Here is a 26,310-nt window from a genome sequence, read left to right on the forward strand (position 1 = left end):
TGGATGGGCGGACCACTCGAAGGAAGCACGTGGAGTCAGCCGTTAGGGTGCGTCCCTTTACCCGCATCGGGGGCAAAATTACCTATCCTGCTTTGCCTGAATGCCAACACCCCGCCGTCGCGGCACAAAGACCAGCTGCGATGTCAGTGCACGGTGCCACAGGATGCCGGGCACGCCGGATACCTCCGGTTTCTGCGCGCAGCCAGGACTGGTGTATTCGGCTGGCGCGCCAGACTGAGGTAATGTAAACCTCGTTGATCGGGACTCACGGCTGGAATTCAGGCCGGTCCCACTGCGGCTGTAGCTCAATGGTAGAGCGCTAGCTTCCCAAGCTTGATACGCGGGTTCGATTCCCGTCAGCCGCTCCAAATGCCCCCACAGCATCCCGGGCTCCTATTAGGTTGCTACCTGTATCGTCGGAAGTCAGGAACCTCTTCGGTTCCGCTACAGGAGCAATCATGGCTGACAAATCCCCCCGTCAAGCAGCATCCAAGAAATCCGGCAAATCCATTAAGGAAAAGCGCGCTGACAAGAGGGCCGCTTCAGCGCCGGCCAGCTCCCTCGATAAAGTGACCGCCGCAAAGACGGCGAGCCCCAAAAAGAAGTGACCCGTTCACCGAATTACCTCACGCTCGGCATCCTCGCCGGCACACGCAAACCGGACGAGCGGCGCCTCCCGATCCACCCCCTGCACCTGGACCGCATCGCGCCGGAGATCCGGGACCGGTTGATCCTCGAGGAAGGCTACGGCGAGCGCTTCGGCCGGTCCGACGCCGAGCTCGCACCCCTCGTGGGGCGCATCGCGCCGCGACAGCAACTGCTGGCGGAAGCCGACGTCGTCCTCCTGCCCAAGCCGCAGCCCGAGGACCTGGCCGAACTCCGGGACGGGCAGGTCCTTTGGGGCTGGCCGCACTGCGTCCAGGACCGGGCCATCACCCAGCTGGCGATCGACAAGAAACTCACGCTGATCGCCTTCGAGGCCATGAACCACTGGGCCAGCGACGGCGGCTTCGGCCTGCATGTCTTCCACAAGAACAACGAGCTCGCCGGCTACTGTTCCGTGCTGCATGCCCTGGCGCTGACCGGTTCCACCGGAGACTACGGCCGCCGGCTGAGCGCCGTCGTGATCGGCTTCGGGGCCACCGCCCGCGGCGCCGTGACGGCGCTGAATGCCCACGGTGTCCATGACGTGCAGGTGCTGACCAACCGCGGTGTTGCCGCTGTTGGCTCTCCCATCCACTCGGTCCGGATCGCGCAGTTCGACCATGACAGCGAGGCGCCGTTCCTGAGCGAGGTCATCACCGAGCGCGGGCGCGTGCCGCTGGCGCCGTTCCTGGCCGCGAGCGACATCGTGGTCAACTGCACGCTGCAGGACCCCAACGCGCCGCTGACCTACCTGCGCACCGGGGACCTGGCCGCCTTCCGGCCCGGCAGCCTGATCGTGGACGTCTCCTGCGACGAGGGCATGGGCTTCAGCTGGGCGAAAACCACCACCTTCGCCGAGCCGATGTTCAAAGTGGGCGACCACATCGACTACTACGCCGTGGACCACAGCCCGTCCTATCTGTGGAATTCCGCCAGCTGGGAAATCAGCGAGGCGCTGCTGCCGTTCCTCGAGACCGTGGTGTCCGGCCCCGAAGCCTGGGCGGGAAACGAGACCATCCGCCGCGCGATCGAAATCCGCGACGGCGTGGTCCTGAACCCGGATGTGCTGCAGTTCCAGCAGCGGGAGGCCGAGTTCCCGCACCGCCCCTTGGAGCTCTAGGGGTTTCCGCGACGAATCAGGACAGCCGCTGCGTGGGTCCACGCAGCGGCTGTCCTTCTTCGGTGCGGAAATCGGTCCGGACGATCCGCAGCAGCCGGCGCCGGTCTTTCAGGTCCACTTTGAGCATGAGCTGCCCGCGCCGGGCGAGGACGACGGCGACGGTCGCGGCAGCCAGCACCGGGACGCCGCCGGAGACGAGGACGGCGGTGTGCGGGTCCGCGTGCTCGGCCAGCCAGCCCATCATCGGGCCACCGATCGCCTGGCCGCCGATCAGCACCATGATGTACAGGCTCATGACCCGCCCGCGGATCGCCAGGTTGGCGCTGACCTGGACCAGCTGGTTCGCGGCGGTCAGGAACATCAGGCACCAGAATCCGGCCAGCACCATGGCCGCGCCGAACCAGGCCATGGACGGTGCCAGGGAAGCCAGGCACAGCATGAGCCCGTACATCCCGGCGCCCAGCACCACGGAGCGCAGCCGCAGGGCGCGCCGCCGGGCCGACGTGATGGCGCCGGCCAGGGCGCCGAGGGCCACGAGCGTGTTGAGCAGCCCGTAGCCGCCGGCACCGGCGTCGTACACGTGGTCCGCGAACGCGGCCAGCAGCACCGGCAGGCTCATCGCGAACACCGCGATGAACCCGGCCATCAGCCAGGGCCAGTAGATGGTGGGCTTGCTGAGCGCATAGTCCAGCCCTTCCCGCAGCATGCCCGGGCGCTTTGCGGCCGGGGTGCTGACATGCAGCTGGTCCTTGCGCAGGCTCAGGAGCATGGCCACCGTGAAGCAGCAGGCCACCGCATTGGCGGCAAAGGCCCAGCCGGCCCCCACGGCGGTCAGCAGGATCCCGGCGATCGCAGGACCGATCAGGCCGCCCAGCTGGAAGATCGTGGAATTCACGCTGATCGCGTTTCGCAGATAGCCGGGGCCCACGAGCTCGTTGACGAACACCTGGCGGGCCGGCTGGTCCAGCACGGTCACGAGGCCCAGAACCAGCGCGATCGCGTAGACGTGTCCCACCTCGATCCGCTGGCCGAGCGCCAGGACGGCAAGGACCGCGGCCAACGCGGCGGCCACCGACTGGCACAGCATGAGGATCTTCCGCTTCGCGAAGCGGTCCGCCATCATGCCGGCCCACGGGCCGAGGAACAGGGACGGCAGGAACTGCAGGGCCACGGTGATGCCGACGGCGGTGACGGAACCGGAGAGCTGGAGCACCAGCCAGTCCTGGGCGATCCGCTGCATCCAGAGCGCGATGACGGCGACGAAGTGCCCGATCGCGAAGATGCGGAAGTTGCGGACCTTGAGCGAAATGAAAGTGTGGCGCCAAGGCAGAGGCTGGCTGACGACGGCGAGTGGTTGGGTGATGGTGTCCGGCAGGGAAGCTGCGTTCGCCTCTAGCGGCGGAGGGGGTGCCACGGAAAAGTCCTCAAAAGAGCGGGTGAGTGGAATGGACTTAACGCTAGGCTGGCCCCAAGAGATTATGGAAGCCTATTCCACGCATAACTCGCATTACAAAACGCAATGCAGGGTATGCGGCACCCGATCCGGAGACCGCCATGTTCGAACCCGCCCAGCTCCGCTCGTTCCTGGCCGTGGCCGAAACCTTGAGTTTCACCAAGGCCGCCGAGCGCCTCGGCCTGGCCCAACCCACCGTCAGCCAGCACGTCCGCAAGCTGGAGACCGCCGCCAAGCGGGTGCTGATTGCCCGGGATACCCGGGATGTACGCCTGACCGACAACGGCGATGCCATGGCCGGCTTCGCCCGCAGCATCCTCGCCGCGCACGACTCCGCCGCCCGCTATTTCTCCGGCTCCGCCATGCGCGGCCGCCTGCGCTTCGGCACGGCCGATGATCTCGCCATCACCGGGCTGCCACGCATCCTCCGGGAGTTCCGGCAGATCTATCCCCAGATCAACCTCGAGCTGACGGTCGGGCAAAGCGACCAGCTCTACAAGCGCCTGAACGCCGGGCAACTGGATCTGGTCTTTGTGAAATGGGTGGCCGGGGCCAAGGACGGAACCGTGGTCCAGCAGGACGCCTTCGCCTGGGTCGGCCTGGAGCAGACCGTGCTGGAACCGGCTGATCCTGTCCCGCTGATCGCCTACCCCTCCCCCAGCCTGAGCCGGAAGCTTGCGATCGACGCCCTGGAGGCCACCGGGCGCACCTGGCGGATCACCTGCACCACGCGCCAGATCAGCGGCGTACTGGCCGCCGTCCGGGCCGGCATCGGTGTGGCGGTAATGCCTTCCTCCCTGGTGCCGGAGGATCTGAAAATCATCACCCGCCGCTTCGATCTGCCGCCGGTGGGCGACGTCGATTTCACGCTCATCCGCAATCCGCTGGCCAATACCGAGGTGATCGATGCCCTGACGCAGGCGATCGTGGGCCGGACCCTGAAGCGACCGGCCTGACGCGCGGGCGGTCCCGCAGCCAGCGCTGATCCTGTCACGGTACCTACGGGGCGGACTACCCGGACCCGAGCAGTACTTACTTGACCATTGAACGGTGCACGTACTTCATCTATCCTGACACTACTTAAGATCCACCGTTCGAGGTCAAGCAGTGGCCCACGACAACGATTCGAAAAACGAACGCTGTCCGTCGCTGGCGCCTGTGGCTGGCGTCGGAACGTTCGGGATAGGCCGCCATTGATGCCAGCCATTAATCACCCCCGATTGCCCGCCCCCGCCGCCCACGCGACAAAGTCCGCCCGTCAGGTAACCGCGCCGGCCCACCCCGCAGCGGCAATGCACCACTCGACCGCCGGAATGCAGCACTCAGCCGCGGCCCAGCACGCGGCCACCCCGGGCCAACGGGGAATCCGCCCGGCTACCCTCGCAGAGTCCGATTATGTGGCCAGCCCGTACTGCGAACGCTGCGGCACGGACGAGTTCATTTACCTGGAGACCTTCGTCCCGGCAACGCACCGGCGGGACGGCTCGGTCAGCAAGCTCGGCGAGGTCACCTACTTCTGCTCGGGCTGCGACGATTTCTCCGCCCACGCGGTCCCCGCTTCCTGGGTCCCGCCGGGCTGGTACTTCGGCTAGCCCCGGCTCTGCTTAGCGCCTTCGCCGTTAAACGCCGCCGCCGTGCCGCACCTTATGGCGCCTGCACAGCGGCGGTGTTTTTTGGGTTTCAGGGTTTTAGCACGCCCGAGCCGGGGTTTTAGCAGCCCCGGGCTAGATCAGGGCGTCCGAGATGTGGTTGGGCGTGCCGAAGCGGTGCGCCGTGATGCTGATGGCCTGCTCATGCAGGAACGGCAGCAGTTCCACGCGTCCGGCTTCCGTGACGGGGTGGACATACACCGCCAGGTCCGGGCGTCCGCCCGTGGCCTCGGCCAGCGCCTTGGCGTCCCCGCCAATCAGCCGGATCCGGGCGCCGGAGAGCTTGCCCGCCGCGGCGAGGGTGCCGGCGGAAGCGAGCCATTCGGCGTCGTTCTCAACAGTCGCGGCGATGCCAAGCCCGGACAGGACGGCGCGCAGCTGGGCGGGCAGTTCGACGGCGGCGGAGACCGTCAGGACGGACCCGGCCAGGACGCCGGCGGCGACGGTCCGGACGAGGCCGGCAAGCGGCTCGCCTTCCGCGAGGCGGACCGTGACGGGCAGAGCACGGTAGCGGAAGACGTTGCGTTCCGCACTCAGGCCGGAGACGTCCTTCGCGGTGCCGAACTCTTCGGCCCAGGCGCGGGCGTCGGAGGCGAGCGCGCGCTGCAGCGGCGCGAGTTCGTCGGCGGTCAGGAAGCCCTTGGCGGCGTCCTCGATCCGGCGGACGCCGGCTTGGGCGGGAGCAGCGCCCGGGGTGCCGGCGGCGGTGCTGGGCTTGCTGACCCATTCGCCGAGGCCGACGAGGTAGTTCGGGCCGCCGGCCTTGGTGCCGGCGCCGACGGCGGATTTCTTCCAGCCGCCGAAGGGCTGGCGCTGGACAATCGCGCCGGTGATGCCGCGGTTGACGTAGAGGTTGCCGGCCTGGATGGTGTCCAGCCAGATCCCCAGTTCCTCGCTGTTCAGCGAGTGCAGGCCCGCGGTGAGGCCGTATTCGATCTGGTTCTGGATCGCGATGGCCTCCTCGAGGGTCTCGGCGGTCATAACGCCCAGGACCGGGCCGAAGAACTCGGTGAGGTGGAAGTAGGATCCGCGGCGGACACCGGAGCGCACGCCAGGGCTCCAGAGTTTGCCCGAATCATCGAGCTTCCGCGGCTCGACGGCCCAGGTCTCGCCCTCGCCGAGGGTGGTGAGGGCGTTCAGGAGCTTGCCGTTGGCGGGCTCGATGATCGGGCCCATCTGGCTCGCCGGGTCCTGGGGGTAGCCGACCTTGAGCGAGGTGACGGCGTCGATCAGCTGGTTGTGGAAACGCTTCGACTTCGCCACGGAGCCGACGAGGATCACCAGCGAGGCGGCGGAGCACTTCTGGCCGGCGTGGCCGAACGCGGAGTACGCGACGTCCTTGGCCGCGAGGTCCAGGTCCGCGCTCGGGGTGACGATGATGGCGTTCTTGCCGCTGGTCTCGGCCAGCAGGGGCAGGTCCTTGCGGAACGAGCGGAACAGCTCGGCGGTCTCGTAGCCGCCGGTCAGGATGACGCGGTCCACGGCCGGGTGGGAAATGAGCTGCTGGCCCAGTTCCCGCTCGCCCAACTGGACCATGGTGAGCACGTCGCGCGGAACGCCGGCCTCCCAGAGGGCCTCGATCATGACGGCGCCGCTGCGGCGGGCCTGCTTGGCGGGCTTGACCACGACGGCGGAGCCGGCGGCGAGGGCCGCAAGGGTGGAGCCGGCCGGGATGGCGACCGGGAAGTTCCACGGCGGCGTCACAACGGTGAGCTTGGCCGGGACGAAGGTGGCGCCGTCGACGTCGTCGAGCTTGCGGGCGGACTCGGCGTAGTAGTGCGCGAAGTCGACCGCCTCGCTGATCTCCGGATCGCCCTGGTCGATCGTCTTGCCGGTCTCGGAGGCCATGACCTCGAGGAGGTCCGCGCGGCGGGCCTCGAGGACGTCGCCGGCGCGGTGCAGGATTTCGGCGCGCTCGGCGCCGGAGAGCGCACCCCAGGCCTTGCCCTTCTCGACGGCGGTCTCGATCACGGCATTCAGGGTCGCGGCATCGTTGATCGTGGCGGCCTCGACGGAGGAGTTGCCCAGTGTCGACGTCGTCACGCGGCCCAGGATGGCGCGGCCCCAGTCGCGGTTCGCGGGCAGCGACGGATCTGTGTCGGCAGTGTTCTCGAACGAATCGTGCGGCAGCGGCGCGGCCGGAAGGGCGCGGTTCTGCAGCCGGTTCGGGCCCGGGACCTCGTCGTCGAGCTTGGCCAGCGAGGCGAGGAAGCGCTGCTTCTCGCGCTCAAACAACGTTTCGTTTTCACTGAGTTCGAACACGGCGGACATGAAGTTGTCCTGGCTGGCGCCCTCTTCGAGGCGGCGGATCAGGTAGGCGATCGCGACGTCGAACTCGGCAGGGTGGACCACGGGGGTGTAGAGCAGGAGGGAGCCGACGTCCTTCTTGACGGCTTCGGCCTGACCCTGGGCCATGCCGAGCAGCATCTCGAATTCGATGCTCTGCTCTGCGGTATCCGCGATGCCGCGCTGCTTGGCCAGGAGCCAGGCGAAGGCGATGTCGAAGAGGTTGTGGCCGGCGACGCCGATCCGGATGTTGCGGATCCGGTCCGGGTGCAGCGAGTAGTTGATGACGCGCTTGTAGTTGGTGTCCGAGTCCTGCTTGGTGCCCCAGGTGGCGAGCGGCCAGTCATGCAGGGAGGCCTCGACCTGCTCCATCGGCAGGTTGGCGCCCTTGACGACGCGGACCTTGATGGCGGCGCCGCCATCGGCGCGGCGGGCGGCGGCCCAGTCCTGCAGGCGGATCATAGCGGACAGGGCATCCGGGAGGTAGGCCTGGAGCACGATGCCGGCCTCCAGGTTCTTGAACTCGGGCTTGTCCAGGATCCGGGTGAAGACCGCGATGGTCATGTCCAGGTCCTTGTATTCCTCCATGTCCAGGTTGATGAACTTGGCCTTCTGGCCAGTGGACGCATAGGAGGCGGCGCGGGCGAAGAGCGGAGTGAGCTTCTCTACGACATGCTCCACGGCCTCGTCGAAGGCCCAGGCGGAGTGCGGGGCCACCGTGGAGGAGACCTTGATCGAGACGTAGTCGACGTCGGGCCGGGACAGCAGGGTGTGCGTGCCCTCGAGCCGGCGGGAGGCCTCGTGTTCGCCGAGCACGGCCTCGCCGAGGAGGTTGACGTTGAGCTTGATGCCGTCTTTACGGATCTTGGCGATGGCCGGGCCGAGCTTGGCGTCGGTGGCGTCGACAATGAGGTGGCCGACCATTTCACGCAGCACCCGGCGGGCAACCGGGATGACCACCTGGGGCAGGACCGGGGCCATGGTGCCGCCGAGGCGGACCGCGCTGCGCATGTACCAGGGCAGGAAGGCCGGGACCTTGGGGGCCAGTGCGGCGAGGTTGCGGGCGGCGACCTGCAGGTCTTCGGGACGGACGACGCCGTCGACGAACCCGACGGTGAAGTCCAGGCCGTTGGGGTCCTTCAGGACCCCGGCGAGCTGCTCGGCCGAGGCGTCGACGGGCACCTTTGCGGCCTCGGTGAGCCAGCGGCGCACCAGCGCGATGGTGTCCTCGGCGAGGGCTGCGGCCTCAAGGACCGTGGAGCCTTCCGAAACGGCGGCGTGCGTGGCGTCGTTGCCTGCGGCGTTTCCGGTGGTGGCGCCGGGCTCCGTGGAGATGTTGGTCATGGCTGAAACACGTTCTTTCTCAAAATGTGGACCTCTTACGAAACAGTATGCGACCGGATTTTCATAAGATAAAGCGAAGTTTTCTGAGCAATACCGGTTAGAAAAACCGATGCTTCCGGTTCCCGCCCGAACGTTCGGGAACCACCCCTGCCGCTTAAAAACCCGTTGCGCTATCACTTCCGGGCCTTAAAACCCGGGAAGAGCCGGGAATGGGAGCCAGAAGTGATAGCGCAACGGGGGGGTGGGGCGGCTAGGTGTACTGGGCCATCAGGTTGGTGACACCCGGGTAATGGGTGTGGTTCCGATGCCGGTGTGGATGCGTTCAGTGTTGTAGTGCTGGAGCCAGGGCGCAAGTGCGGCTTGGCGGTGGTTGCTGCTGGTGAAGATCTGCCGGTAGGCCCATTCGGTTTGCAGGGTCCGGTTGAAGCGTTCGGCTTTGCCGTTGGTCCAGGGGCAGTGGGGCTTGATGAAGCGCTGGACGGCTCCGAGGTCCGTAACGGCCTGACGGAACGCAGCGGAGTTGCGGTAGGCGAAGGCGTTGTCGGTGATGACGCGTTCGATCCGGTGGATGCCGTGCCCGGCGAAGTAGCCTGCGGCGCGGGTGAGGAACCCGGCTGCGGTGGCGCCCTTCTCGTCGGGGAGGACCTCGGCGTAGCCGATGCGGGTGTGGTCATCGATCGCGACGTGGACGTAGTCGTAACCAATTCCGCGTCCATTGACCTGCTCCGAGCGGCCGTGGGCCCGCCAGCCGCCACCTTCCGGGATGCGTCCGAGCTTCTTGACGTCCAGATGGACCAGTTCCCCGGGCCGTGCCCGTTCGTACCGGTTCGCCGTTGTCCTGGCCGCGCGGATCGGGGCGCCGGTCAGCGGATCGCAGTCTGCCAGCCGCGGAACCCCGTGCCGGTGCAGGACCCGGGACACCGTGCGGGCCGGGACGCCGGTGAGCGCAGCGATCCGCAGCGGACCGAATCGTAACGACCGCCGGGCGTCCAGGACGGCCTGCTCACGTTCGGCGCTCGTCCGGGCCGGTGATGACCTCGGCCGGCTTGAGCGGTCGGGCAGACCGGCCGCGCCCTCGGCGCGGAATCGTCGGATCCACCGGTACGCGGTCTGCCGGGACACGCCCAGCTCCGCAGCGATATGAGCGACCGGGCGGCCTGCGGTCACCCGGTCCACGATCAGGAGTCTTCCATGAACTGTCAGCCGGGCATTAACGTGGGACACGAGGACCTCCGAGCGCAAAGTGTGTGAACTAGACAGCTCCACTTAGCCCGGAGGTCCTCCTCGTTTTCAAGCCCCGGGTGTCAACAACGTCCCGGCTCAGTACAGCTAGGTCAGGGGGCGGTGCATCTCCACGATCTCCTCGTGCCGCGGGCTGTCAGGGTTCATCAGCGAGTGCCTGCGGCCGTACGTGAAGTAGATGATCAGGCCGACGATGAGCCAGACGACGAACCGCAGCCAGGTCTCCCAGTGCAGCTGGAACATCAGGAAGAGCGAGGCAAACACGCCGAACGCCGGAACCACGGGCATCAGCGGCAGCCGGAACGTCCGCGGGGCGTCGGGCTTCTTGTAGCGGAACACGATCACCGACACACAGACGACGACGAACGCGGCCAGGATGCCGATGTTGGTCAGGTCCGCGACGGCCTTGATCGGGAGGATGCCGGCCAGGATTGCGGCCCCGACGCCGGCGATCCAGGTCACGCGCTGGGGCGTGCCGTTCCGGTCCGTCTTCGAGAACCAGCCGGGCAGCAGGCCGTCGCGGCTCATCGAGAACCAGACACGGGTGACGCCGAGGAGGAAGGTCAGCATCACGGTGAGGATGGACAGAACGGCGAACACGGAGATGATCGTCGCGATCACCGGAAGGCCAACGCTGTTGAAGGCGGAGGCGAAGCCGGCCTTGGGGTCGATCTCCGTGAAGTTCTGCATGCCGGTGAGCACCAGGGTGGCGGCGGCATAGAGCAGCATGGCGATGACCAGCGAGAGGATGATCGCCTTGGGCATGTGCTTCTTGCCGTCGGTGGCCTCCTCCGCCGCGGTACTCATGGCGTCGTAGCCGAACACCGCGAAGAACACCGTAGCGGAGCCGGCCACCACTGGACCGAAACCGCTGGGGAAGAACGGGTTGTAGTTGTTGGTGTTCACGTAGAAAATGCCCAAGCCGATGATGAACAGGATCAGCAGCACCTTGATGCCGACGGCGATCAGTTCGAAGCGGCCGAAGGTCTTGGTGCCGCGGGAGAGGATCCAGGTCACGAGCAGGCAGACGAGGATCGCGGGAAGGTTGATGATGCCGCCGGTGCCTTCATCCGGCGTCGCGGTCATCCAGGCGGGCATATGGATGCCGATACCGGAGAGGAACGCGTCGAAATAGCCGGAAATACCGATGGCCACCACGGCGACGATGGCGATGTACTCCAGCAGCAGGTCCCACCCGATGAACCAGCCGATGATCTCGCCGAGGGCAACGTAGCCGTAGGTGTAGGCCGAGCCCGCCCGCGGGATCATTCCTGCGAACTCCGCGTAGGACAGCGCTGCGGCGGCGGATGCCAGACCGGCGATCAGGAAGGAGATGAGCACGGCCGGTCCGACTCCGGGCTCGGACTCGCTGCCGTGGGCCACAAGGCCCGCCAGGGAGAAGATGCCGACGCCGATAATGCCGCCGACGCCGATGGCCGTCAACTGCCAGAGCCCCAGGCTCCTGTGCAGACCGCTGTGTTTGTTTTCTTCCTCGATGTCGTCGATGGGCTTGCGCCGCATGATCGACTGTGACAAATCCCGTGTAGCCATGAGGGCCTCCTGCTTAGGTGCGGTGCCCATCACTCCACCCTGTGATGGGGCTTATCGAGTGAGAACAGTATGCAAGCCCGGTTGCATTAGATAAAGTGAATTCTCTTAATGAATAACCGTCAGGATTCACAAAGGAATAGAGATGCTCGACGTCCGGCGTTTGCGACTGTTGCGCGAACTGAAGATTCGGGGCACTTTGGCCGAAGTGGCCGAAGCGCTTCAGTACAGCCCGTCGTCAGTCTCGCAACAACTGGCCCTCCTTGAGAAGGAGGCCGGGGTGGAGCTCCTCCGCAAGACCGGGCGCCGGGTGCAGCTGACCCCGCAGGCCGAAGTCCTGGTGGCCCACACCTCCCAGCTCCTGGAGACCCTCGAGCAGGCGGAGGCGGACCTGGCCGCGTCGCTGACCACGGTCACCGGCACCGTGCGGATTGCGGTGTTCCAGTCTGCCGCGCTGGCGCTCATGCCGGACACCCTGACCAGAATGACCGCCAGCTACCCGGAAGTCCGCGTCGAAATGACCCAGCGGGAACCGGAGACGGCCCTGCACGAGACGTGGGCCCGCGACTTCGACCTCGTGATCGCCGAGCAGTACCCGGGCCATGCCGCCCCGCACTACGCCGAACTGGACCGCGTGGCCCTGACCCGCGACGCCATCCGGCTCGCCGTTCCGCCCCCCTCGCCGGACCGCGGTCCCATCAGGACGCTGGCCGATACCGCAGGGCTGGCCTGGGTGATGGAACCCCGCGGAGCGGCCTCCCGGCACTGGGCCGAGCAGGCCTGCCGGAGCGCCGGGTTTGAGCCCGACGTCCGCTTTGAAACCGCCGACCTGCAGGCCCAGATCCGGCTGATCGAATCCGGAAATGCGGTGGCCCTGATGCCCGACCTCGTGTGGACCGGCCGCGGCACCAGCGCGCAACTCCTGGACCTGCCCGGGGATCCGCACCGTACGGTGTTCACCTCGGTGCGGCGCTCGAGCGCCAGGCGGCCCGCACTGCTGGCGGCCCGGGAAATCCTGGCGGTGACGGCGGCATCCATCGTGCCGGCGGCGGCCGCGGGCGTCCTCGGTCCGGCCCCCGCGGACCGGCCCGCGTGACGTCCGGCATGTGGAACCGCGCGCGTAACGGCCCGCGGCATGTGCAGTGGGCCACAGCGCGGGCGGTGGCCCCGCGTTAGACTGATGTCGTTATGAATCGCACAATATTCAAATCCAAGATCCACCGCGCGACGGTCACGCACGCGGACCTGCACTATGTCGGATCCGTCACCGTGGACCTGGATCTGCTGGAGGCGGCCGACATCCTGCCCGGGGAGCTCGTGGCGATTGTCGATGTCACCAACGGCGCCCGGCTCGAGACATACACGATTGCCGGCGAGCGCGGTTCCGGCGTGATCGGCATCAACGGCGCCGCCGCCCACCTGATGCATGAGAACGACATCGTCATCCTCATCACCTACGCCCAGATGACCACGGAAGAGGCCAAGGCGTACAACCCCAAGGTGGTCCACGTTGACCAGGACAACAAGATTGTCCAGATCGGCAACGACCCCGCCGAGGGCATGACACCCGGGCTCATGCGTCCGCCGCACTCGCTGAACAACGCCGCGCTCAACTAGCGGCAGCGCGCCGTCGGGCGTAATAGGACAGCCCGCGGAATAAAGCTGATTACTCTGGACGGGTGACCATCACCCGCCGCTCACCCGCCCCGCTGCGGAGAACCGCGTGCTAGGGGTACTGGCGGGATTCTTTGTCGTCTGGGCCATCATCCTGGTCGGCATGTTCGTGGGCCGGCGCAATATCCTGGGCGAGAACGCCCGCCCCGTCCTGAGCGCCCTGACGTTTTTTGTGGCCAGCCCCGCCCTGCTGTTCGAGACCCTCAGCAAGGCGAAACTCCACGACGTCTTTGCCGCGCCGCTGCTCGTGACGGCAGTCGGGGCGGTGACCACGGCGGTCCTGTTCTTTGGCATTGTGCGCTTCGCGCTCAAGCGGTCCCTGCCGGAAGCCCTCATTTCCTCCATGAGCTCGTCGCTGGCCAACTCGGCCAACCTCGGCATTCCCATAGCCGTCTTCGTGCTCGGTGATGCCAGTTATGTGGCACCCCTGCTGATCTTCCAGCTGGCTTTCTTCACCCCGTTGTTCCTCATGGCGTTAGACGCCACCACCAGCTCGCACCGCACTACGCCCCTGAGTTTCGTGCTCATGATCCTGCGCAACCCAATGATCGTGGGCACCGGACTCGGGCTCCTGGTGGCCGCAACCGGCTGGACGGTGCCGCCGCTGATCCTGGAGCCCATTCACTTGATTGGGGGGGCCGCGATCCCGGCCATGCTGATCGCCTTCGGCATGAGCCTGAACGGTTCCAAGCCGCTGCAGGCGGCCGCCGGACGCCGGCTGGACGCCCTGCTGGCGAGCTTCTTCAAGCTCGTTGTCCACCCGCTGGTGGCCTACCTGTTTGCCCATTTTGTCCTCGGCATGCAGGAACAGGCGCTCTTTGCCGCCGTCGTCACGGCCGCCCTGCCCACCGCCCAAAACGTGTTTGTCGCGGCCAGCCGTTACCGCACCGGCGTAACGGTAGCCCGGGACACCGTGCTGATCACTACGGTGGTAGCTGTGCCCGCCATGATCGGCGTGGCCCTGCTGCTGGCCTGACCTCGCCGGGCAGCCGGGCCCGGCTGCACGGGATCGGCGGACCGGCACCAAACCCGGAGGAGGACCCTTGAAAACAACCCTGGACACTGTGGTCATCGGCGGCGGCGCGATGGGCTCGGCCGCCGCGTGGGCGCTGGCCCGGCGCGGCCGGGAGGTGACCCTGCTGGAGCAGTTCGGTCCCGGCCACCGCAACGGCGCCTCCCACGGCACAACCCGGAACTTCAACCCCGGCTACGCGGATCCGGACTATGTCGCCATGCTGGCAGAGGCGGCCAGGCTGTGGCGCGAGCTCGAAGCGGACGCCGGCGAGCGGCTGCTGGCGCGCACCGGCGTCGTAAACCACGGCCCCGATCCGCGGTTGCCCGAGATCCGGAACGCGCTGCTTGCCGCGGGGCTCCGGGCGGAGTTCCTCTCCGCCGGGGAAGCCTCCGAGCGCTGGCGGGGCATCCGTTTCGATACGCGAGTGCTGCACATGGCGGATGGCGGCCAGTTGAACCCGGACGCCGCACTGCCGGCGCTGCAGCGGCTCGCCGCCGGGCTCGGCGCCGGGATCCGCCATCATGTGAAGGTCCTCGAGTTGAATGTCCTCGACGACGGCGTCCGGCTCACGCTCGAGGCCGGCGGCCGCACCGAGGTGCTCACCGCAAGGCAGGCAGTGGTCACCGCCGGCGGCTGGACCACGAAACTGCTCGCCGGGGTCGCGCCCCTGCCCCGGCTGACGGTCACGCAGGAACAACCCGCACACTTCGCCATCACCGATGAGGGCGCCCAGTGGCCAGGGTTCAACCACATGCCCGGCCACGGGGACGCGTACGCGTACTGGCGTTCGCCGGTCTACGGCATGCAAACACCGGGCGAGGGGATCAAGGCCGGATGGCACGGGGTGGGCCCGGTGGTGGACCCGGACCGGCGGAGCTTCGCGCCGGAGCCCGAGCAGCGGGCGGCCCTGCAGCGCTACGCCCGGGACTGGCTGCCCGGGGTCGACGCCGACTCCCTCACCGACATCAGCTGCACCTACACGACCACCGTTGATGAGAACTTTGTCCTGGACCGGATCGGGCCGGTTGTCATCGGCGCCGGCTTCTCCGGGCACGGCTTCAAGTTCACGCCGGTCGTGGGCAGGATCCTGGCCGACCTCGCGACCGGCGACGGCGGAGCGCCGGCTGTCTTCTCGGCCTCCCGCCCCGGGGTCCGCTGACGCCGTCGGAGAGCCAACGCGGGGTCACATAGCGCCCATGGTGGGGCCCGGCATGGGCGTGATGTGACCCCGCGTTGCTGTGTGGACCGGTAGGCTGGGGCCGGTCTTATGCGCCCGGATACCCGGCGCGCCAGCATGAGGTGGGGGAAAATTGCTCAGCACGCGATCAGGCAGCATCCAGTCCAGCGACATCCAGTCCAGCGGCGCCCAAGGAATGAGTGCCCGCAGCCCGAGGATCGGTGCGGTCGACTGGATCGCGCGTGGGGTGGCGGGCCTGTTGCTGGTGGCGACGTCAGCGTGCTCCGGCCCGGGTACTGTTCCCCCGGCCGCCGGAACCGGCGTCCTCCCCGTCGTCACGGCTACCCCCGCCACTGCGTCGGCCGGCACGGACAGCGCTCCGCTGGATCCGGACGCCACCCCCGGTGTCGAAGTTCCCCGTGCCGAAGTTCCCAGTGCCGAAGCTTCAGGCATCGAAGTTGCCGGCGCCGATGTTGCGGCCGCCGCGCCCCGGCAGCCGGCATTGGCGGGCAAGGCCCTCGCGGTACTGGCCACGCTGCCCGTCAAGGGCCGCGCCCCCAAGACGGGCTATTCCCGCGACCAGTTCGGGCCGGCCTGGTCCGACGTTGATCACAACGGCTGCGATACCCGCAACGACGTGCTCCGCCGCGACCTTACTTCTGTCGCGCTCCGGCCCGGGACGCGGGACTGCGTGGTGCTCTCCGGCGTCCTGGCCGACCCCTACACGGCCGTCGCCATCCACTTCCTGCGCGGCAATGCCACCAGCACCGCCGTCCAGATCGACCACGTCGTGGCCCTCAGCGACGCCTGGCAGAAGGGCGCGCAACAGCTCAGCCCGGCACGGCGGCTGGCCTTCGCCAACGATCCCCTGAACCTGCTGGCGGTGGACGGCCCGGCCAACCAGAGCAAGAGCGACGGCGACGCCGCCACCTGGCTGCCGCCGAACAAGTCCTACCGCTGCAACTACGTCGCCCGCCAGATTTCGGTGAAATCCAGCTATGGGCTCTGGGTGACCCAGGCCGAGCACGACGCCATGGCCCGGGTCCTGTCGAACTGCCCGAACGCCCTGGCCCCCGCCACCCAGCCGGCAGCCGCTCCGGCCCAAGCAGCACCCGCGCCAGCACCCGCGCCCGCGCCGGCACCGGCACCGGCGGCCGGCGTGGCGTACGCGAACTGTGCCGCGGTCCGTGCGGCCGGCGCGGCGCCCATCCGCGTCGGCCAGCCGGGGTACAGCCGCAGGCTGGACCGGGACGGGGACGGCGTCGGCTGCGAATAGCGGCGGCCGGCCCGTCCCCGGGCCGGGTGGTCAGTTCTTCTGGTGCTCGTGCAGGAGCCGGGCGCAGCGGATGAAGCCCAGGTGCGAATACGCCTGGGGATGGTTGCCCAGGTGGGTTTCCGTGCCGGGGTCGTATTCCTCGGGCAGCAGCCCCGTGGGACCGAACAGGTTCACCAGCTGGTCAAAGAGGTCCCAGGCCTCCTCGATCCGGCCCACGGCGATGTAGGCCTCGATCAGCCAGGTGGTGCAGATGTGGAAGCCGGCCTCCAGGCCCGGCAGTCCGTCGTCGTACCTGTAGCGGAATACGGTGGGCCCCACCCGCAGTTCCCGCTCCACCGCCGTGACGGTGGCCAGGAACCGGGGGTCGTTGACGTCCAGCAGGCCGGAGAGACCGATGTGCAGCACGGCTGCGTCCAGGTCCGGGCTGTCGTACGCCACGGTGTAGGAGGACGCCGACTCGTCCCAGCCCTCGCGCAGGACTTCCTCCCGGATCGTCGCCGCCGTGGGCTCCCAGGCCGGCAGCGGTTCCCGGCCATGCCGGACGGCCGTGCGCAGCGCCCGGTCGAGCGCCACCCAGCACATCACCTTCGTGTAGACATGGTGCCGCGGCGCCCGCCTGGCCTCCCAGATGCCATGGTCGGCCTCGTGCCAGCGGGCCAGCACGGCGGCGGCCATCTGGACCAGCAGGTCCCAGTGCTCGTCGGAGAGCATGCCCTGGCGGGCGCTGAGGGCGTGGATCAGCTCGGCGATCGGGCCGAACACGTCCAGCTGCACCTGGTGGTCGGCGGCGTTCCCGATCCGCACCGGGCGGGATCCCGCGTAGCCGGGCAGGCTCTCGATGATGGCCTCGGTGGACAGCGGCGCCCCGGTCACGGAGTAGAGCGGATGGAGCCACTCCGGACCCGGGGCGTGGGCCAGGATCCGGCCCAGCCACGCCAGGAATCCCTCGGCCTCGGCCGTGGAGCCCAGGTCCACGAGCGCGTTGACGGTCATGGACCCGTCCCGCAGCCAGCAGTACCGGTAGTCCCAGTTGCGGGTGCCGCCGATTCCCTCCGGCAGTGAGGTGGTGGGCGCGGCCAGCACAGCGCCGGTGGGTTCATGGACCAGCGCCCGGAGCACCAGCGCGGACCGACGGACCAGCGACGGCTTCACGCCGGGCAGTTGCAGTTCGTTGACCCAGCGCCGGGAGTGATGGGCGACGGCGGCGCGGCGCCCGGTCTCATCATCCGGCATCGCGGGCTGAGGTTCCGTGTCGCCGCAGCGCAGGTTGAGGACCACCGGTCCGTCCCGCAGATCGACGTCGCCCGTGGCCGTGGCGTGCCGGCCGTCGGAGGTGATGGCAAAGGCCACGCCGGGAGCCCGGAGAATGATCGGATCCGCGGTTCCCACGACGTGCAGTTCAGTTCCGCGCGCCTCCATGCTGAACGGGGCATTCGCGTAGTCCGGCCGCGGGGCGAAGACGACCCGGGCCGTGCCGGTGCCGGACAGCACCCGGACCAGGCTGGTGATGCCGTCCGGGGCCGGCTCCAGGTAGTCCGTCACGGTGACGTCGGCCCAGCGGGTTTCGACGATCATGGTGCTGTCCACGTAGCGCTGGCCCAGGACCTGCGAGGCCTTCGCCGGTTCCACGGAGAAGTGCCCCGCCGCATCGCCGCCGAGCAGATGGGCAAACAGCGACCCGCTGTCCGGCAGCGGGTGGCTCATCCAGCAGATCTTCGCGTCCGGGGTGATCAGGGCGGTGGACGAGCCGTTGCCGATCATGGAGTGCCGCTCCAGCCCCACGGCGTCCTCGCCGAACAGCCACGCCCGCCGCAGTTCGAACAGGATCGCCAGGACGCGGGCGAACGACTCCGGGTCCCGGAGCGTGTGGGCTGCCACGCTGGGCCCCTCCCCCACGCGCAGCGCCATGTCCGGCCCGCGCAGCGTCGCCATGGCCAGCTCATCGCTGGAGGCGTCGCCTGCGTAGAGGGCGGCACTCACGCCGAGCATGGAGCGCAGGTGCTCCAGCGCGGAGGCCTTGGACGGTTCCACCACGGAGAGATCCAGCACCGAGCCGTCCACGACGAAATGCAGCCCGTGCGCCCGGGCGATCTCCTCCGCCTTCGAGGTGGCCAGTGCGACGATGTCCGGGCCGGCCGGGCGGGTGTGCACCGATACGGCGACCGGCTTGCGCTCAATGCTGATGCCCCGGTAGGCGCCAACGGTTTCGGCGAGTGCCTGGCTGGCCTGCTGCAGCACTGATTCGGTGGCGAGGGACAGCCCGTGGGCGTAGCCCATGTCGAACTCCGCGCCGTGCGAGCCGACCAGGTGTACCTCCGCGGGGAGCCGTGAGACGGCGGCCAGATCCCGCAGCGACCGCCCGGAGATGACAGCCGCGTGCGTGTTCGGGAGGGCTGCCAGGGCCCTCAACGCGATCGCCGCGCTGCCCAGCGGCAGGGTCTCGGTGGAAATGCCTTCTGCCGCGCACAGCGTGCCGCCGTAGTTGCAGGCCACGAGCAGCCCAGGAGTGCGGGCCAGGATCTTGAGCTCAGCCAGCAGTTGCGGCGTGAGCCCGTCGTCGGCCGCGTTGGTCTGCACGAAAGCGCGGAGCAGGCCCAGCGGGAGGGATTTGGTGAGAAGCGCAGAGTCGGCCAGGGCCTGGTTGAGCGGTGTGGGCATCGGCGCGGTCCTTCGAGTAGTCCCCAATGCCTGCATGCGAATCGTCCCCGGGAGGACGCACTTCAAGTATGACCCCGGGACGATTTCGCATGGGTGTCCCGGCAGTTGCGACTGTGTAACATCCGCCGGGCCGCCCGGACACCCTGGCACCAGTGCTGGTTCCTTGCTGCGCCGCCGGGCCGTTGCGTTTCAGCAGCCGGCTGGCCTGTATTCGTAGGTCCCCGCATCGGCCGCGCCGCCGCCCTGGCAGTCGCCCTTCTGGTTGGCCGGCCGCCCGTCCAGATCCAGGGGGAAGGGGCTGACCCCGGCCCGGTCAATGGCCGGGCTCGCGCCGGAGAGGTGGAGATCGGCGGGTGCGTTGACAAAGTCGGCCGGCTCGGTAGTGGAGGTGGCATCGGGAATGATGTTCGTGGGGCCGTTGAGGACGTTTTCCCGCTCGGTCCAGCCGGCGCCGTCCATCCACAGCGCGTTGCGGGCGGCCACCAGGATGTTTCCCCTGACGACGGTGGAGGCCGGGCACGACGCGTGGCAGACCAGAGCCTGGGAGTCCGCGCCGTCCAGCCACACGGTGTTGTATTCGAACGTGGTGCCGTTGGTCGGGCCGAAGGAGGACGTCCTGCCGCGCGCGATCAGCCCCATGGCCTGGGAGCAGTTGGGGCCGCAGGTGGACCGGACCAGGTTGTAGCTGTACGTGTTGCCGTCGGCAGTTCCGCCCTTCCCGCGCCCCAGTTCGGAGAAGACGTTGTTATCCACGGCCACGTTGTGGTGGATCCTGTTCCGGTTGCCGTTGAATATTTCGAACGCGCTGCCGTCGTGGCCAAAGTCGTAGGACAATGCGGTGGAGCCGGTGACGGTGTTGCCGGCGAACTCGTTGTCGCTGCCGTTGATCAGGAAGCCAAAGGCGCCCGAGTCGTCATCGCACTTCAGGGCCGTGGCGGTGCCGCACAGCTCCCCCGGCGTATTGACGTTCATGATGTTGTTGTCGGCAAGCGTGTTGTTGGTATAGGTGCCGAAGTCGGAGCCCTCGCTCACTTTGATGCCCGCGGCATTGTTCCTGGCGGCGGAGTTCCGCACGGAGCCGTGGTCGCCGTAGATGCTGAAGCCCGCATAGCCGCACGACTCCGCCCGCAGGCCGTCAACGGCGATGTAGTCGCCGTCGAGCTTGACGCACGTTCCTGCCAGTCCGCCCGTAACGACGGGCGGATCGCCGCTTCCATAGGCATTCAGCGTGACCTTGAGCCGGCTGGTGCCGCTCTGGCCGACCACAAGGCCGCCGGAGAAGATGTCTCCGCGGCGAAAGCTGACCGAATCCCCGGGCCGAAGCGCAGTGGCATTGACCTTGTCGAGCGTCGCCCAGGCTGACTGCGGCGACGTCCCGCCGTTGGCGTCACTGCCGTCGGCGCTCACGTAATACGTGGTGCCCTCGGACGACGCCGGCGCGGACGCGGACGGGCCGCCGAGCAATCCTCCCAGGAACAGCAGGACGAGCAGCGTGGCGGCGGCTGTGGACTTGATCTTCATGGGTGCACCTGGGTTTTCGCCATGTATCCGCGGTTCCGGGCGCCACCGCCAACCGGCGGACCACATCGGCACCCTGAGGGGCTTAACGCTAAGAGCGGTCCCGCCCTAAGTCAACGGACGGGTCCGGCCATGCGCGTCAAAATGTTCTTTTTTGCTACTTGACGTTCCTTATTGTGCGATTATGATAGCTAATGATGTGAGCTGCTTCACTCCACCCGCGTTATTTCAAAGGAGAAATTATGACCATGCATGAAGACGCACTGCTCCGGGCCTCCAGCCGAGGCGGGTGGGACCGGAGGACGCTGCTGAAGACCTTCGGCGCCGGAGCAGTCGCGATGGCCGGCATTCCCCTGCTCTCGGCCTGCACGGGCGGCAGCGCACCTGCCAGCGGCGGCGCCAAGACGGCCACGTTCGGTTCCGGGTCCTCCGACGAGGTCCCCAAGGCTGCCTACAAGGCGGTGACCGACGCTTTCCAGAAGAAGTCCGGCATCGCGGTCACCACCAACGTGGTGGCGCACAACGACTTCCAGAACAAGATCAACACCTACCTCCAGGGCAGCCCCGACGATTCGTTCACCTGGTTCGCCGGGTACCGCATGCAGTACTACGCCGGCAAGGGGCTGCTCGCCCCGATCGATGACGTCTGGGAAAAGGTCGGCGGAAATTACTCCGATGCCCTAAAAAAGGCCTCGACCGGAGCCGACGGCAAGATGTACCTGATCCCGAACTACAACTACCCCTGGGGCTTCTTCTACCGCAAGAGCCTCTGGACGGAAAAGGGGTACACCGTCCCCACGACGTTCGATGAGCTGAAGGCCCTCGCCACCAAGATGAAGGCCGACGGCCTGATCCCGATTGAATTCGCGGACAAGGACGGCTGGCCCGCCATGGGCACGTTCGACTACCTGAACATGCGCCTGAACGGCTACCAGTTCCACATGGACCTCACCGCGCACCGGGAAAGCTGGGACCAGAAGAAGGTCAGCGACGTCTTCGACACCTGGAAGGCCCTGCTCCCGTTCCAGAACCCGAACGCGCTGGGCATGACCTGGCAGGACTCGGCGAAGTCCCTCGCGGACAAGAAATCCGGCATGTACCTGCTCGGCTCCTTCCTCACCCAGCAGTTCACGGACAAGACAATCGCCGACGACATCGACTTCTTCCCGTTCCCCGAGGTCGCGGTGGAAGGCCAGGATGCCATCGAGGCACCCATCGACGGCCTGCTGCTCTCCAAGAAGGGCGGCCAGAACCAGGCCGCCCGGGACTTCCTGGCCTACGTCGGCACCCCGGAAGGACAGGATGTGTACGCCTCGGTCGACTCGTCCAACATCGCCACCGCCAAGGGCGCCGATACCTCCAAGTTCACTCCGCTGAACAAGAAGCTGGCCGAGGCCATCAGCGGCGCCAAGAACATCAGCCAGTTTTTCGACCGCGATGCCCTGCCCGCCATGGCCAACAACGTGATGATCCCGGCGCTTCAGTCGTTCATCAAGGACGGCAACGTCGATGTGAAGAACCTGGAAGCCCAGGCCAAGTCCCTGTACGCCGCCCAGTAGCGGCGTGCCGACCGCGCGGGTGACCGCGCGGTCAGCACGGCTCTTTCTTCTGCATTTCCCTCTGCATTTCGCTCTGAATTTCACAAGGCAAGGAATCTCCATGAGTGTCTCTACCAACCCGTCGGCGCGGGGGCGCAAAGCAGCCGCAGCCCCCGCGCGGCGGGTTCGGCGGCTGTCCGGCCGCGACAAAGTGGTGCTCGGCTTGATGGTGGGCATCCCCACGCTGATCCAGCTCGTACTGGTCTGGATCCCCACCCTCATGTCGGTCGGACTGTCCTTCACCCGCTGGAACGGGCTGGAGCTGACCGACATCAAGCCCGCCGGCGTCGAGAACTACCAGTTCATCGCCCAGGATTACCCGCCGTTTTGGCCGGCCATGCAGCACAACGTGCTGTGGCTGGCGTTCCTGGCACTCGTCGCCACCCCGCTGGGGCTGCTCCTGGCCGTGCTCCTGGACCAGAACATCCGCGGCACGCGGATCTACCAGAGCATCTTCTTCGCCCCGGTGATGCTCTCCCTGGCCCTGATCGGGATCATCTGGCAGCTGTTCTACAACCGGGACAGCGGCCTCCTGAACTTCCTGCTTGGCACCGCCGGCACGCCCCAAGCCGTCGACTGGTTCGGGGATTCCGGTGTCAACATCTGGGCAGCCCTCTTCGCCGCCACCTGGCGGCACGCCGGCTACGTCATGATCCTGTACTTGGCCGGGCTCAAGGGCGTGGATCCGACCCTGCGCGAGGCGGCCCAGATCGACGGCGCCAACGCGGTCCAGACCTTCTTCCAAGTCATCTTCCCTGCCATGCGCCCGGTGAACGTCATCATCATCGTCATCACCGTCATCGAATCCCTCCGGGCGTTCGACATCGTCTACGTGATCAACCGCGGCACCAACGGGCTGGAACTGATCAGCGCCCTGGTCATCCAGAACCTGGTGGGCGAAGGGCAGGTGATCGGCATCGGCTCGGCGCTGGCCGTCATCCTGCTCGTCATCTCGCTGATCCCCATCACGTTTTACCTCTCCCGCGCATTCGGAAAGGACAAAGAGGCATGAGCATCGCCCATCCAACCGATGCCGCCGCGGCCGGCAGCCCGGCAGACGCCCGGCAGCGCAGCTCCGGCCCAGGCAAGACCGGCCCCCGCCCCGGCAGGCCGGCCAACAACAAGCAGGGCAAGAAGCACTACGGCACCCACGTCTTCCTCATCGTCATGGCGGCGATCTGGCTCGTACCCCTGGCCTGGGCCATTTTCACTGCCCTGCGGCCCAAAGCCGACACCGACAAATACGGCTACTTCAGCACCGGCGGCGCCTTCAACTTCGACAACTTCGCCCAGGCCTGGACACAGGGCGGCTTTTCCCAGCTGTTCTGGAACTCCGTGCTCATCACGGTCCCCTCGGTGTTCCTGATCCTCTTCTTCGCCTCCATGATGGCGTTCGCCGTGAGCCGGGTGAGCTGGAAGTTCAACATCACCCTGCTGATCATGTTCACCGCCGGAAACCTGCTGCCGCCGCAGGTGCTCGCGGCGCCGCTCTTTGAAATGTTCAAGCACTTCGAGCTTCCCTACGCCGTCAGCGATTCCGGGAACCTGCTCAACACCTACATCAGCGTGATCGCCGTGGACACCGCCTTCCAGATCGGCTTCGTGACGTTCGTCCTCTCGAACTACATGAAGGCCCTGTCCCCCGAGCTGACCGAGGCGGCCCTGGTTGACGGTGCCGGCGTCTGGCGCCAGTACTGGGACATCATCCTGCCGCTGTGCCGCCCGGCCCTGGCCGCCATGGGCACGCTCGAGGTGATCTTCATTTACAACGACTTCTTCTGGCCCCTGCTCTTCATCCAAAGCGGAGACCGGCTTCCGGTCACCACCGCGATCAACAACCTCCAGGGCCAGTTCCTCTCCAACTACAACCTGATCGCCGCCGGCGCCATGATCACGGCCGTTCCGGCCCTGATCATCTACCTGCTCCTGCAGCGCCACTTCGTGGCGGGCCTGACCCTCGGCTCCAGCAAAGGATAAACGTGGACAACAGCTCCAACCACAACAACGCCATGGACTACATCACCGCCCGCCTCGGCTCCGAAGGCTCCCCGATGCTGGCATTCGGCGGAGACTACAACCCGGAACAGTGGCCCGAGGAGACCTGGGACGAGGACGTCCGGCTGATGCGCGAGGCCGGCGTCAACCTGGTCAGCGTGGGCATCTTCAGCTGGTCCCTGCTTGAGCCGTCCGAGGGCGTCTACGAGTTCGGCTGGCTGGACCGGGTCCTGGACCTGCTGCACGCCAACGGCATCCGGGTGGACCTGGCGAACGCCACGGCGTCGCCGCCGCCCTGGTTCAGCCACAAGTACCCCGACTCCCTGCCCGTGACCGCCGACGGCGTGCGGCACAGCTACGGTTCCCGGCAGGCCTTCGCGGCGTCGAGTGCCGAATACCGCCGGGCCGCCGCGGCCCTGACCGAGCAGATCGCCACCCGGTACAAGGACCACCCCGCCGTCGTGATGTGGCATGTCCACAACGAGTACGGCTGCCACAACCAGCCTGATTTCTCGGACGGTGCCGCCGCGGGTTTCCGGCGCTGGCTCGAACGCCGGTACGGCAGCCTGGAGGCCCTCAATGCCGCGTGGGGCACCGCCTTCTGGTCCCAGCGCTACTCGGCCTGGGAGCAGATCCTGCCGCCGCGCACCTCCGGGACCTGGGTGAACCCGACCCAGCAGCTGGACTTCGCCCGCTACTCCTCCGATGAGCTGCTCGAATGCTACAAGGCCGAGGCCGCGATCATCCGCACGCACTCGGGACATCCCGTGACCACCAACTTCATGGGGTTCAACATGGGCTTGCACCAGCCCGTGGACTACTGGCGCTGGTCCGAGGAGATGGATGTGGTCTCCAACGACCACTACCTGATTGCCGAGGATCCGCGGAACTTCCAGGAACTGGCGGCAACCGCAGACCTCACCCGCGGCTGGGCCAAGGGCAAGCCGTGGCTGCTCATGGAGCATTCGACCTCTGCCGTGAACTGGCAGCCGCGCAACATCGCCAAAGCGCCCGGCGAGATGCTGCGCAACTCCCTGCAGCATGTTGCCCGCGGCGCCGACGGTGCGCTCTTCTTCCAGTGGCGGGCCTCGCGGGCCGGCGCCGAAAAGTTCCATTCCGGGCTGCTGCCGCACGCCGGCACGGACACGAAGGTTTGGCGCGAAGTGGTCCAGCTGGGCCAGGCGCTGCGGAGCCTGGCCGAAGTCAGCGGCTCGGTGGTTACGGGCGCGTCCGGCCGGGTGGACGTCGCGATCCTCCACGACACTGACGCCCGCTGGGCCTCGGAACTGGACTCGCACCCGAGCGTGGACGCCTCCAACATCGCCGAAACCCGGCGCTGGCACGATGCCTTCTACCGCGCCGGCATCCCCACCGACTTCCGCCAGGGCACCGATGACCTATCCGGCTACCGGCTCGTCGTCGCGCCGATGCAGTACCTCGTGAGCGATGCCGGGGCCGCGAATCTGGACGCGTACGTGCGCTCCGGCGGCCACCTCGTGGTGACCTATTTCTCCGGTATCGTGGACGAAAATGACCACATCAGGCTTGGCAGCTACCCCGGCGCGTTCAGCGGACTGCTGGGCGTGAAGATGGAAGAGTTTTTCCCGCTGCGCGGCGGCGAAAGCATCCGGCTCAGCAGCTTCGGGGCGGGTAGCTGCTGGAACGAATTGGGGCATGCCACCACCGCCGAGGTCCTCGCGGCCGTGGAAGAGGGACCGGCCGCCGGTTCTCCCGCCGTGACCCGTAACCGTGCCGGAAGCGGCCGCTCCTACTATGTCGCCACGTCACTCGCGCCGGAGGGCCTGGGCGAACTGCTCGCCGTCGTCTGCGCCGATGCCAGGGTGCAGCCGCTCGTCCCGGACCTGCCGGCCGACGTCGAAGTGGTCCGGCGCAGCAAGGACGGGACGGACTGGACGTTCTGCATCAACCACGGCGCCCACGACGTCCGGCTGCCGCTGGAAGGCGTGGACCTGCTCACCGGCGCCGAACTCGACGGCGGGCTCGGCCTCCCAGCCGGCGGTGCCGCCGTCGTCCGTTCGGCTGCCGCCCGATTGGTCGGCACCTCCGCCAGCCACTCAAACCAGTCAAGCCACTCAAACCTGTAAGGACTCC

19 protein-coding genes and 1 tRNA gene are annotated in these 26,310 nt (G+C 67.4%); 14 read left to right on the top strand and 6 right to left on the bottom strand.

The window, feature by feature from the left end; genetic code table 11:
• Nucleotides 1-294: 294 nt before the first annotated feature.
• From AC1DKN_RS15405 to AC1DKN_RS15415, 3 genes are all read left to right on the top strand, one after another.
• A tRNA-Gly gene (locus tag AC1DKN_RS15405) sits at nucleotides 295-368 on the top strand.
• 90 nt (nucleotides 369-458) lie between these two features.
• Nucleotides 459-608: a hypothetical protein gene (locus AC1DKN_RS15410; RefSeq protein WP_018774018.1), complete on the top strand. Its 150-nt coding sequence runs from the start codon at nucleotides 459-461 to the stop codon at nucleotides 606-608.
• Complete coding sequence (locus AC1DKN_RS15415) at nucleotides 605-1,765, top strand: N(5)-(carboxyethyl)ornithine synthase (protein WP_476850773.1); 1,161 nt, start codon at nucleotides 605-607, stop codon at nucleotides 1,763-1,765. The genes AC1DKN_RS15410 and AC1DKN_RS15415 overlap by 4 nt, the downstream gene beginning before the upstream one ends.
• A gap of 16 nt (nucleotides 1,766-1,781) precedes the next feature.
• On the opposite strand, the gene AC1DKN_RS15420 is transcribed toward AC1DKN_RS15415, so the two are convergent.
• Entirely contained in the window at nucleotides 1,782-3,179 is a 1,398-nt protein-coding gene (locus AC1DKN_RS15420; protein ID WP_476871765.1) for an MFS transporter, read from the bottom strand.
• A 140-nt stretch (nucleotides 3,180-3,319) separates the two neighbouring features.
• On the opposite strand from AC1DKN_RS15420, the gene AC1DKN_RS15425 reads away from it, so the two are divergent.
• Nucleotides 3,320-4,174 (top strand): LysR substrate-binding domain-containing protein, encoded by an 855-nt coding sequence (locus AC1DKN_RS15425; RefSeq protein ID WP_079550633.1) that lies wholly within the window; start codon nucleotides 3,320-3,322, stop codon nucleotides 4,172-4,174.
• 357 nt (nucleotides 4,175-4,531) lie between these two features.
• Nucleotides 4,532-4,810, top strand: coding sequence for a hypothetical protein (locus AC1DKN_RS15430; protein WP_476871766.1), 279 nt, complete (start codon nucleotides 4,532-4,534; stop codon nucleotides 4,808-4,810).
• A 132-nt stretch (nucleotides 4,811-4,942) separates the two neighbouring features.
• On the opposite strand, the gene AC1DKN_RS15435 is transcribed toward AC1DKN_RS15430, so the two are convergent.
• The 3 genes from AC1DKN_RS15435 to AC1DKN_RS15445 form a co-directional block, all read right to left on the bottom strand.
• A complete protein-coding gene (locus AC1DKN_RS15435; RefSeq protein WP_476871767.1) occupies nucleotides 4,943-8,497 on the bottom strand; it encodes a bifunctional proline dehydrogenase/L-glutamate gamma-semialdehyde dehydrogenase in 3,555 nt (1,184 codons plus the stop codon).
• A 267-nt stretch (nucleotides 8,498-8,764) separates the two neighbouring features.
• Nucleotides 8,765-9,721 carry an IS481 family transposase gene (locus AC1DKN_RS15440; protein WP_476871768.1) on the bottom strand — a complete coding sequence of 319 codons (957 nt, stop codon included), beginning with the start codon at nucleotides 9,719-9,721 and terminating at the stop codon, nucleotides 8,765-8,767.
• A 105-nt stretch (nucleotides 9,722-9,826) separates the two neighbouring features.
• A complete protein-coding gene (locus tag AC1DKN_RS15445; protein ID WP_476860367.1) occupies nucleotides 9,827-11,290 on the bottom strand; it encodes an amino acid permease in 1,464 nt (487 codons plus the stop codon).
• Nucleotides 11,291-11,432: 142 nt separating this feature from the next.
• Here AC1DKN_RS15445 and AC1DKN_RS15450 point away from each other — a divergent pair, with 142 nt between their 5' ends.
• From AC1DKN_RS15450 to AC1DKN_RS15470, 5 genes are all read left to right on the top strand, one after another.
• Nucleotides 11,433-12,383: a LysR family transcriptional regulator gene (locus AC1DKN_RS15450; protein WP_476850779.1), complete on the top strand. Its 951-nt coding sequence runs from the start codon at nucleotides 11,433-11,435 to the stop codon at nucleotides 12,381-12,383.
• Between the two features lie 92 nt (nucleotides 12,384-12,475).
• Entirely contained in the window at nucleotides 12,476-12,904 is a 429-nt protein-coding gene (gene panD / locus AC1DKN_RS15455) for an aspartate 1-decarboxylase (RefSeq protein WP_028275366.1), read from the top strand.
• A gap of 106 nt (nucleotides 12,905-13,010) precedes the next feature.
• Nucleotides 13,011-13,937 (top strand): AEC family transporter, encoded by a 927-nt coding sequence (locus AC1DKN_RS15460; protein WP_018774009.1) that lies wholly within the window; start codon nucleotides 13,011-13,013, stop codon nucleotides 13,935-13,937.
• Between the two features lie 67 nt (nucleotides 13,938-14,004).
• Nucleotides 14,005-15,135, top strand: a complete 1,131-nt coding sequence (locus tag AC1DKN_RS15465; protein WP_476871769.1) for an FAD-dependent oxidoreductase — start codon at nucleotides 14,005-14,007, stop codon at nucleotides 15,133-15,135.
• A 151-nt stretch (nucleotides 15,136-15,286) separates the two neighbouring features.
• Nucleotides 15,287-16,429: a GmrSD restriction endonuclease domain-containing protein gene (locus AC1DKN_RS15470; protein WP_476871770.1), complete on the top strand. Its 1,143-nt coding sequence runs from the start codon at nucleotides 15,287-15,289 to the stop codon at nucleotides 16,427-16,429.
• 30 nt (nucleotides 16,430-16,459) lie between these two features.
• Here AC1DKN_RS15470 and AC1DKN_RS15475 read toward each other — a convergent pair whose 3' ends face one another.
• Both AC1DKN_RS15475 and AC1DKN_RS15480 read right to left on the bottom strand, forming a co-directional pair.
• A complete protein-coding gene (locus tag AC1DKN_RS15475; protein WP_476871771.1) occupies nucleotides 16,460-19,087 on the bottom strand; it encodes a trehalase-like domain-containing protein in 2,628 nt (875 codons plus the stop codon).
• A 189-nt stretch (nucleotides 19,088-19,276) separates the two neighbouring features.
• Complete coding sequence (locus tag AC1DKN_RS15480; RefSeq protein ID WP_476871772.1) at nucleotides 19,277-20,608, bottom strand: hypothetical protein; 1,332 nt, start codon at nucleotides 20,606-20,608, stop codon at nucleotides 19,277-19,279.
• A gap of 239 nt (nucleotides 20,609-20,847) precedes the next feature.
• On the opposite strand from AC1DKN_RS15480, the gene AC1DKN_RS15485 reads away from it, so the two are divergent.
• From AC1DKN_RS15485 to AC1DKN_RS15500, 4 genes are all read left to right on the top strand, one after another.
• Entirely contained in the window at nucleotides 20,848-22,164 is a 1,317-nt protein-coding gene (locus tag AC1DKN_RS15485) for an ABC transporter substrate-binding protein (RefSeq protein WP_476871773.1), read from the top strand.
• A 100-nt stretch (nucleotides 22,165-22,264) separates the two neighbouring features.
• Nucleotides 22,265-23,215 carry a carbohydrate ABC transporter permease gene (locus AC1DKN_RS15490; protein ID WP_476871774.1) on the top strand — a complete coding sequence of 317 codons (951 nt, stop codon included), beginning with the start codon at nucleotides 22,265-22,267 and terminating at the stop codon, nucleotides 23,213-23,215.
• Nucleotides 23,212-24,180: a carbohydrate ABC transporter permease gene (locus AC1DKN_RS15495; RefSeq protein ID WP_476871775.1), complete on the top strand. Its 969-nt coding sequence runs from the start codon at nucleotides 23,212-23,214 to the stop codon at nucleotides 24,178-24,180. Before AC1DKN_RS15490 ends, AC1DKN_RS15495 begins: the two co-directional genes overlap by 4 nt.
• Before the next feature lie 2 nt (nucleotides 24,181-24,182).
• Nucleotides 24,183-26,303 carry a beta-galactosidase gene (locus tag AC1DKN_RS15500; protein ID WP_476871776.1) on the top strand — a complete coding sequence of 707 codons (2,121 nt, stop codon included), beginning with the start codon at nucleotides 24,183-24,185 and terminating at the stop codon, nucleotides 26,301-26,303.
• Nucleotides 26,304-26,310 lie beyond the last annotated feature (7 nt).

The sequence above is a fragment of the Arthrobacter sp. 01N444 genome (genome assembly GCF_056399305.1).

Coding starts and splice junctions, on each gene's coding strand:
- AC1DKN_RS15410 (WP_018774018.1), top strand. CDS start 459: ATGGCTGACAAATCCCCCCGTCAAGCAGCATCCAAGAAATCCGGCAAA.
- AC1DKN_RS15425 (WP_079550633.1), top strand. CDS start 3,320: ATGTTCGAACCCGCCCAGCTCCGCTCGTTCCTGGCCGTGGCCGAAACC.
- AC1DKN_RS15430 (WP_476871766.1), top strand. CDS start 4,532: ATGCAGCACTCAGCCGCGGCCCAGCACGCGGCCACCCCGGGCCAACGG.
- AC1DKN_RS15435 (WP_476871767.1), bottom strand. CDS start 8,497: ATGACCAACATCTCCACGGAGCCCGGCGCCACCACCGGAAACGCCGCA.
- AC1DKN_RS15445 (WP_476860367.1), bottom strand. CDS start 11,290: ATGGCTACACGGGATTTGTCACAGTCGATCATGCGGCGCAAGCCCATC.
- AC1DKN_RS15450 (WP_476850779.1), top strand. CDS start 11,433: ATGCTCGACGTCCGGCGTTTGCGACTGTTGCGCGAACTGAAGATTCGG.
- panD (WP_028275366.1), top strand. CDS start 12,476: ATGAATCGCACAATATTCAAATCCAAGATCCACCGCGCGACGGTCACG.
- AC1DKN_RS15475 (WP_476871771.1), bottom strand. CDS start 19,087: ATGCCCACACCGCTCAACCAGGCCCTGGCCGACTCTGCGCTTCTCACC.
- AC1DKN_RS15480 (WP_476871772.1), bottom strand. CDS start 20,608: ATGAAGATCAAGTCCACAGCCGCCGCCACGCTGCTCGTCCTGCTGTTC.
- AC1DKN_RS15485 (WP_476871773.1), top strand. CDS start 20,848: ATGACCATGCATGAAGACGCACTGCTCCGGGCCTCCAGCCGAGGCGGG.
- AC1DKN_RS15490 (WP_476871774.1), top strand. CDS start 22,265: ATGAGTGTCTCTACCAACCCGTCGGCGCGGGGGCGCAAAGCAGCCGCA.
- AC1DKN_RS15495 (WP_476871775.1), top strand. CDS start 23,212: ATGAGCATCGCCCATCCAACCGATGCCGCCGCGGCCGGCAGCCCGGCA.